The following is a 7802-nucleotide window of genomic DNA, read 5'->3' on the forward strand; positions in this document are numbered from 1 at the left end:
GGGGAAAGAGGCTTTTCCGATTTTTGCACAGATGCGGTAATCATAAGTGATTAACCGGACTTGATATGAAACCCTTTTTGCAGGAAAATTCCAGTATTCTTTCTCCCCCTGCTCCCCTGCCTAAATAAGGGCACAGATGTGCGCCCCTACTCAGCTAAAATTCGATTCAGGTATTGTAAAATTGCCACAGCGATCGCTACACTCAATATGAAGCATAGCCAGTAACTATTGGTAATAATTTGTGGTTGATCTAATGCCCATCCACCCAAGGGATGACCAATAAAAGAGCCAACAGCCCAGCACAAAGCGTTGATGGAAAAATAAACGCCGCGTTGATTTTCCGGGGCTAACTCCGTCACTAAAGAAGCAGCAGATGGGGTATAGGAGACAATCGCCACAGCAAATACTCCCAATGCTAAGATTACCCAAACCAGATGATGAGATGGGGCAGTGCCGCTTACCCAAATCAGGCCAAAACCAATTGCCCAGAGAATAGCGGAAACAGTGAGCGCGAGTGTGTGAGAGCAGCGTTTTAAGATGCTAGTGACAGGCAACTGACAGATTATGGCGAACACCAGATGCCAAGCAAATAAAACGCTAATCGTAGTTTGAGCAAATCCTTCACTAGTACTTTTTATAACAAAGTTTTTGAAGTAAAGGGGCAGGGTGCTGTGGATTTGAGAAATATAGATTGTAAAGAATATATTAACTGCTATGTAGACCAGGAAACGGCGAGCGCTTAATACTGCCATCCAAGAAGCCAAAAGTTCCGTCTTTTCAGATTCCTCTATCTGCTGTTCAGTTTCACTAATTCCTACATAGACAACCCCAAAAAACACCAAAAAAGAGATGGCATCAATAACAAATAGCCATCGATAACTCCCAATGATCGCAATAAAAAACCCAGCCAGCATAATTCCGATCGCTAACCCAAGATTATCAGCTAGTCGAGCGATCGCAAAAGTTTCGCGGCGATTGTCAATCTGGCTAGCGTCAGCAACAACAGATTCAGCAGCAGGCCAATAGAAACCTATCCCTAAACCGCTAATCAAGCTACCGATTACCAAAATCGTAAAATTATTGGTTGCAGCTAAAACCAGAGAACCAATTGCGGAAATCGCCGTGGCTAGCAACAAAGTGCGGCGGCGTCCCCAGTGTTCAGAATCAGCCAAAGAACCACCTACAATCCGCCCTACAACGCCGGAAATCGAAGCGCTACCCAAGGCTACCCCAACACTGGTTGCAGATAAACCAACGTGATTGACAAAAAAGATGGGGGCATAAAACAGGGTACAGCCGGTGCCAACTTCCGACAGAAATCTACCAATTGCAAAAATCCATACCTGGGGATGTATCGAGGGCAGCCACGACGATAACTGCGATTGCGAAGCTAATTTCATGAGTTTAAATGTTATGGTTCCGTGACATTTTTGTAATTCTTATCATTGGCTGCTATTTTTCTCACTCATTCCACAGGGTTTCCACAGGGATTTTAACAGTTTTCCACAGGTTCTCTACGAGCTAATGGGCTTCTTACTCTCTTGTTGGGGATTGTTGATTAACAGTGGCAAGGAACTTAAAGGACTGAGTTCTTGTAAAGTAAAGTAACAAAAAATGGCTTTAAATGCTGATTATTGCGTTCGCATTTATTTTTTATACACTCGTTTTTAACATTTCGCAGCATTGACAAACCCACCCCCTCTTGGCGCACAATGATTCGGCTTGCTTTTGTAATCCGTTCAACCGTTGGCATCAAATGTGTAAAATATATTACCACCAGATGTAAGCGTAGATTGGCGGGCTGGCGAAAGAGCGTGTAAAGTAGCTCTAAGCCGCTTCAGCGCAAGCAATTTGTCCCTCTTGATTATCCTCATAGGAGGAAAATCTCATGAAAGCAACGGTTAGCATCTTTACAGAAATTCCTGAAACACTCCACGAATCCTTAAAAAACTACTTAGAAACCCATCCTGATTGGGATGAAAACAGAGTATTGACGGCGGCGTTATCATTGTTTTTACTCCAAAATGGAGATAGCGATCGCCGTGCTGCTCGAGTCTATCTGGAAACTTTGTTCCACCACTCCACAGTAAAAATGCCTTGTACCGACTCACCCGCAACAGCTAATTTACTAGACACCCCATAGGTACTGGTATAGAAGCCCTAATACGGGCACGGCAAACCGTGCCCCATCAATGGGATTTTGAACCAAAGCGATTACTCATATCGGGGTAATATTACAACAAAAAAGATCAGTAGATTCTGATCCTTAAAGAGGTTCCAATAGTTTCTCTTGTTGCCAAAACTAGTTGGTAATAGTGCAAAATTTAGAATTGAGACAAGAATCGAATATATTAGCTGACCGTTAGTACTTGTTATATAACGGTTTTATTTTGAATACAAACACGTTACTAAAAGCGCATAGCTGTGCATTGATGTGAAGTAGCTTCTCGAAATTCACGCATTCAATTCTTTATCTTACACATTCCAAATTGCCATCGGTATTTTGGCTTCTTCAATAATTTCCTGATCGGGTTGAAAAGTGTATCTTCAGCAAGATATTCTCAACTTGCCCTTGTGTTTGAATTGCCACATAGCTATATATGAAGTAATAGTTGAAAGACTTGGAGAATAGATGGCAGGAACTACGTCAAATTCAGAAATGCTATATCGAGTTCTCGGCAGTACAGGAGAAAAAGTTTCCGCCATTGGATTGGGTGGTTGGCACATCGCCTTGAAGCACGTTGATGAGGAACTGGGTATCCGAATTGTTAGAACAGCCATTGATCGTGGCATTACCTTTATGGATAACAGTTGGGATTACAACGATGGAGTCAGCGAGATTCGCATGGGAAAGGCGCTGCGCGATCGCTATCGAGACAAAGTGTTCCTAATGACGAAAATCGATGGTCGTTCTAAAAAAGCAGCCGCAAAACAGCTAGACGAATCACTCCAACGCCTGCAAGTTGATTGCATCGATCTCGTTCAGCACCACGAAATCCTTCGGCACGAAGACCCACATCGAGTTTTTGACGAAGAAGGGGCGAATGCTGCTTTGATTGAGGCACGGAAAGCTGGCAAACTCCGATATATTGGTTTTACTGGGCACAAAGACCCATCTGTTCATCTGCACATGCTGGAAGTTGCAGCCACTAACGGGTTTAAATTTGATACAGCGCAGATGCCGCTCAATGTGATGGATGCCCACTACCGGAGCTTTGAAAAGCTGGTTGTGCCAGAACTGGTTAAACAAAACATCGGCGTTCTGGGAATGAAAAGCTTGGCAAACGGTATTATTTTACGGTCAAATACTGTAACGCCAATTGAATGTTTACACTATGCCTTGAATCTGCCCACATCGGTTGTGATTACCGGAATTGACAGCATGGAGATTCTAGAGCAAACTTTTGAAGCAGTACGGACGTTCCAGCCAATGAATGCCGAGCAGGTGCGATCGCTTTTAGCAAAAACGGCAGAAGCGGCATTACGCGGCGAGTTTGAGCCTTTCAAAACCTCATCAATTTTCGATAGCACTGCCCAAAATCCAGATTGGCTAGGAGAGGAGCCACAGCGCCTTCAGCAATTGATGTCAGCGTGATGAGCGAACGCAAGAGCGTGTTAGAAAGACTTGCAAAATTTTAACAGTCGGGGGAGTATTAAACCGTTTGCCCGCTCAATTAATGAGTCAAGATATAACCTTTTAGAGAACTCCAAAAATAAATTATCCAATTTTTGGAATCAAAACGATTTTTCCTCCCCCTGCTGCCCTGCCCTAAAAGCGATGGGATATTTTTTATTTGGAAGTGTCTTAAAAGCGTTATTTACGGTTAGGTAAAGTATTAAGTTGCTTGTCCAAAAGCCTGGGCAATAGCATTGCGGGCAAGTTTAGGTTGCAAGTTGCGATCGTAGGGAAGCGGACGCAGAAATTTTTGAACACTTCGAGTGGCTTGGAATTTTGCTGGCATATAATTTGGATCAGCTATCCAAGAATATTTGTCATGTAAAAAAATATAATATAAATAAATTGTTGGTGTTAAATTTTTTATTCTTTACTATAGCAACATTCGTGCTATGGTCTTCTTTTTACTTAAGTAAGTGAGTAAGAATAAATCAAACTATATTACGCAATCTAAAATTATGCTGTATTAGCGATAAAAGAGGTGATAAGCGGGCGTATGGCTTAGATAGCGATCAAGCCCAATTGTCTAGAGTGAAGAAAAAATCAGAACGCAAGCGTCCCAACCGCATAAATTCAATAGCGATCGCTAAGTTTTCTCTAAGCGCGATGTCTAACGACAAGTCGCTACGCGTCTAAGCTCATGTCTAAAAACTGTGAACTGTCTAATTCAATCCTTAATTATCAAGGAAAAATCTTTACTCCAAATTCAATCTATCAAAATAGTGAATTCGTTTAATAACTAATGACACAAGAACCTCTATCTAAAGAAAGATATGGTTAATAAGCTAAATGAAGTAAAAATAGTATGCTAAATCACATGAGATTGTATTTTATGAGACTGAATTATTTTACAAAACAGCTTTCTACGGTAAAACGCTGGATGGCTACAACACTGTTTTGTATGTTAGCGATCGCTTTCGTTTGGCAAGGGGCATTTTTATCGAACACTTCAGCAATGGCTGCTTCTACTGCAACCTTGATCGCATCATCAGACGCAGGCGATAAAGTTCAAGAAAAAACCAGTAAAGATGCTGGACGAGCCAAAAATTTCATCGAAGATACAAAAGATAAAGTTAAGGAAGCTGCCAAGAGCAACGCCAGTAAAGTTGATCAAGCAACAGACAATGGTAGTTTTGTTGAGCGCAAAGCTAAAAAAGATGCAGCTACAATTCAGAGAAGAGCAGACGAAGATGCCGCTCGGACTAAAGAAGCAGTAGACAACACAAAGAATGTTGTTGAGCGTACTGTTGATAGCATCAAAGATGCTTTTGGTAAATAGTAATCCTATTTGATTTAGTTCAAATCGAAAGCCTTAGATTCCCGACTATTGTATGTAAAAAGTCGGGAATCTTGCTGTTTACAAATAATTTAAGAAAGTCTAAATTTATTGCACAGATTAATTTATAAACTTTGTGCTTTGATTCTAATCTGCATATTATTTGCTAATTATCTCAGAAATAAGACAAAATTTTATAATTATTAATTTAGAAAGATTATTTTACTAAGGAATACTGAGTTTAGCTAAAGCGAGTGATTTAGTTAAGGAATTTCAGCGAACTACTGGTGAAACCCTTGTTTTTATACGAATCCAAAGCTATCTTTAAGTAGCATCACTTATTGACAAATGGGCTTTGAGTTTAACTGATTTCAATCTTATTTGGACGAATTGTTAATGTGTAACAAATTTTTCACCATTATCAATTACGAAGTTATACTTTCCGCTACAACTTAGTAACAATGTAAGAGTCTGATAATGTGAACAACCCGGCTGTGGGAAAATCAAAATACCGAAAACCTGAAGTTAGAGAGGAAAACCCTATAATATGCATCTGAGCGAAATCACCCATCCTAATCAGTTGCACGGTTTATCTGTTCGCCAACTGCAACAGATTGCCCGTCAAATTCGAGATAAGCATCTCCAAACCGTAGCAGTTAATGGTGGACACTTGGGGCCAGGGTTGGGTGTTGTAGAATTAACACTAGGACTTTACCAGACGCTGGACTTAGATCGGGATAAAGTGATTTGGGATGTAGGACACCAGGCTTATCCCCACAAACTGCTTACAGGACGATACGATCGCTTCCACACCCTCAGACAAAAAGACGGAGTTGCAGGTTATCTCAAACTCTGTGAAAACAAGTTTGACCACTTTGGGGCTGGACATGCTTCTACAAGTATTTCAGCAGCATTGGGCATGGCTTTAGCACGAGACTTAAAAGGAGAAAAATTTAAAGCCGTTGCTGTGATTGGGGATGGGGCGCTGACTGGGGGTATGGCTTTAGAAGCCATCAACCATGCCGGACACTTGCCAAAAACTAACCTGTTGGTTGTTCTCAACGACAACGACATGTCTATATCTCGCAACGTCGGCGCGATTCCCCGCTATCTGAACAAAATGCGCCTCAGCCAGCCGGTGCAATTTATTAAAGATAATCTTGAAGAACAATTTAAGCAAATTCCCTTCGTGGGTGAATCCCTGTCTCCCGAACTAGGACGCATCAAAGAAGGCATGAAACGCTTGGCTGTTCCCAAGGTAGGTGCAGTTTTTGAAGAACTCGGCTTTACTTACATTGGGCCAGTCGATGGGCATAATCTCGAAGAGTTGATTGCCACCTTCCAACAGGCACATCAAATACCAGGCCCAGTTTTGGTACATGTATCAACAGTCAAAGGCAAAGGTTATGAAATTGCCGAACTAGATCAAGTTGGCTATCATGCCCAAAGCCCCTTCAACGTAGCAACTGGCAAAGCCATTCCTTCCAGCAAACCCAAACCCCCGGCTTATGCCAAAGTCTTTTCTCACACTTTGGTGAAACTTGCCGAACAAAACCCCAAAATCATTGGGATTACTGCGGCGATGGCAACGGGGACAGGTTTGGATAAACTTCAAGCCAAACTGCCCAATCAATATATTGATGTCGGCATTGCTGAACAACACGCAATCACTCTAGCAGCAGGACTTGCAACTCAAGGGATGCGCCCCGTAGCCGCCATTTATTCTACCTTCCTGCAACGCGCTTATGACCAGATAATTCACGATGTCTGCATCCAAAACCTGCCAGTATTCTTCTGTTTGGATAGGGCAGGAATTGTCGGATCTGATGGGCCCACCCACCAAGGTATGTATGACATCGCTTATCTGCGTTGCATTCCCAATATGGTAATAATGGCACCCAAAGACGAAGCAGAATTGCAACGCATGGTATTAACTGGCGTTAACCATACCAGTGGCCCGATCGCTATGCGCTATCCTCGTGGCAATGGCTACGGGGTTCCCTTGATGGAAGAAGGTTGGGAACCTTTGGAAATCGGCAAAGGAGAAATTCTGCGTACAGGCGATGACGTGTTAATCGTCGGCTATGGCATAATGGTTTATCCAGGAATGCAAGCTGCGGAAATTCTCAGTGAACACGGCATTGAAGCAACTGTAATTAATGCCCGTTTTGTTAAGCCTTTGGATACCGAGTTGATTTTACCTTTAGCTAAGAAAATCGGCCGCGTTGTCACCTTAGAAGAAGGCTGTGTCATGGGTGGCTTTGGTTCTGCGATCGCTGAAGCTTTACTAGATGCAGATATTCTCGTTCCTGTCAAGCGATTCGGTGTCCCAGATGTATTAGTAGATCACGCTGAACCCAATGAATCTAAAACAGAACTAGGTTTAACTAGCCATCAAATAGCAGAGAGAGTGTTGCAAGCTTTCTTTAAGCAGCAAGTATCTGCTGTTGTTTAGCTAATTCTTTATAAAATAAATCGCCCACACTTGTGACTCAGGTGTGGGCGATCGTTTATGTAACTCCAATTAACTTTTGTAGATCGATTCCTTGTATACTTAATCTTGTTAATCACCAGCATTATTATACTATCAATTAAGTAATATAATCAGTGCAGTAGCAACTGATAGCTTTCTAGTTTTGATGGGTTCCACGAGTGAAGTTGATCAGCATTTAAAAAAAGGAAAAATATGCCAGGAACTACATTCACGACTGCTCAAAACATTGGGATTCTTACATCTTTTAACTACAATGATGCTATAGCAAATGCAAACCCAGTCGATTACTACAAATTCTCCTTGACAGGCACAAATGATATTAATGTAATTTTGAGTGGAGTGACTCAAAGCTATGT

General features: G+C 41.9%; 5 protein-coding genes and 1 pseudogene. 4 read left to right on the top strand and 2 right to left on the bottom strand.

The window, feature by feature from the left end:
- Window positions 1-146: 146 nt before the first annotated feature.
- Window positions 147-1400 carry an MDR family MFS transporter gene (locus tag ACFE90_RS21920; RefSeq protein ID WP_375504264.1) on the bottom strand — a complete coding sequence of 418 codons (1254 nt, stop codon included), beginning with the start codon at window positions 1398-1400 and terminating at the stop codon, window positions 147-149.
- Between the two features lie 488 nt (window positions 1401-1888).
- Between ACFE90_RS21920 and ACFE90_RS21925 the strand changes: the two are divergent.
- A pseudogene (locus ACFE90_RS21925) lies at window positions 1889-2080 on the top strand (DUF2811 domain-containing protein); the annotation flags it as partial.
- 552 nt (window positions 2081-2632) lie between these two features.
- A complete protein-coding gene (locus tag ACFE90_RS21930; RefSeq protein WP_375504266.1) occupies window positions 2633-3595 on the top strand; it encodes an aldo/keto reductase in 963 nt (320 codons plus the stop codon).
- Window positions 3596-3836: 241 nt separating this feature from the next.
- Here ACFE90_RS21930 and ACFE90_RS21935 read toward each other — a convergent pair whose 3' ends face one another.
- Window positions 3837-3962, bottom strand: coding sequence for a hypothetical protein (locus ACFE90_RS21935; protein WP_375504268.1), 126 nt, complete (start codon window positions 3960-3962; stop codon window positions 3837-3839).
- Window positions 3963-4508: 546 nt separating this feature from the next.
- Here ACFE90_RS21935 and ACFE90_RS21940 point away from each other — a divergent pair.
- Entirely contained in the window at window positions 4509-4955 is a 447-nt protein-coding gene (locus ACFE90_RS21940) for a hypothetical protein (protein ID WP_375504270.1), read from the top strand.
- Window positions 4956-5499: 544 nt separating this feature from the next.
- The gene (dxs, locus tag ACFE90_RS21945; RefSeq protein WP_375504272.1) at window positions 5500-7407 is read left to right on the top strand and encodes a 1-deoxy-D-xylulose-5-phosphate synthase; all 1908 of its coding nucleotides are present in this window, start codon (window positions 5500-5502) and stop codon (window positions 7405-7407) included.
- Window positions 7408-7802: the final 395 nt, after the last annotated feature.

Origin of the sequence: uncultured Nostoc sp. (genome assembly GCF_964245445.1) — a bacterium.
GTDB lineage: Bacteria > Cyanobacteriota > Cyanobacteriia > Cyanobacteriales > Nostocaceae > Nostoc.

Excerpts from the sequence above, each read along its gene's own strand:
- ACFE90_RS21920 (WP_375504264.1), bottom strand. The coding sequence starts at position 1,400 with ATGAAATTAGCTTCGCAATCGCAGTTATCGTCGTGGCTGCCCTCGATA.
- ACFE90_RS21930 (WP_375504266.1), top strand. The coding sequence starts at position 2,633 with ATGGCAGGAACTACGTCAAATTCAGAAATGCTATATCGAGTTCTCGGC.
- ACFE90_RS21935 (WP_375504268.1), bottom strand. The coding sequence starts at position 3,962 with ATGCCAGCAAAATTCCAAGCCACTCGAAGTGTTCAAAAATTTCTGCGT.
- ACFE90_RS21940 (WP_375504270.1), top strand. The coding sequence starts at position 4,509 with ATGAGACTGAATTATTTTACAAAACAGCTTTCTACGGTAAAACGCTGG.
- dxs (WP_375504272.1), top strand. The coding sequence starts at position 5,500 with ATGCATCTGAGCGAAATCACCCATCCTAATCAGTTGCACGGTTTATCT.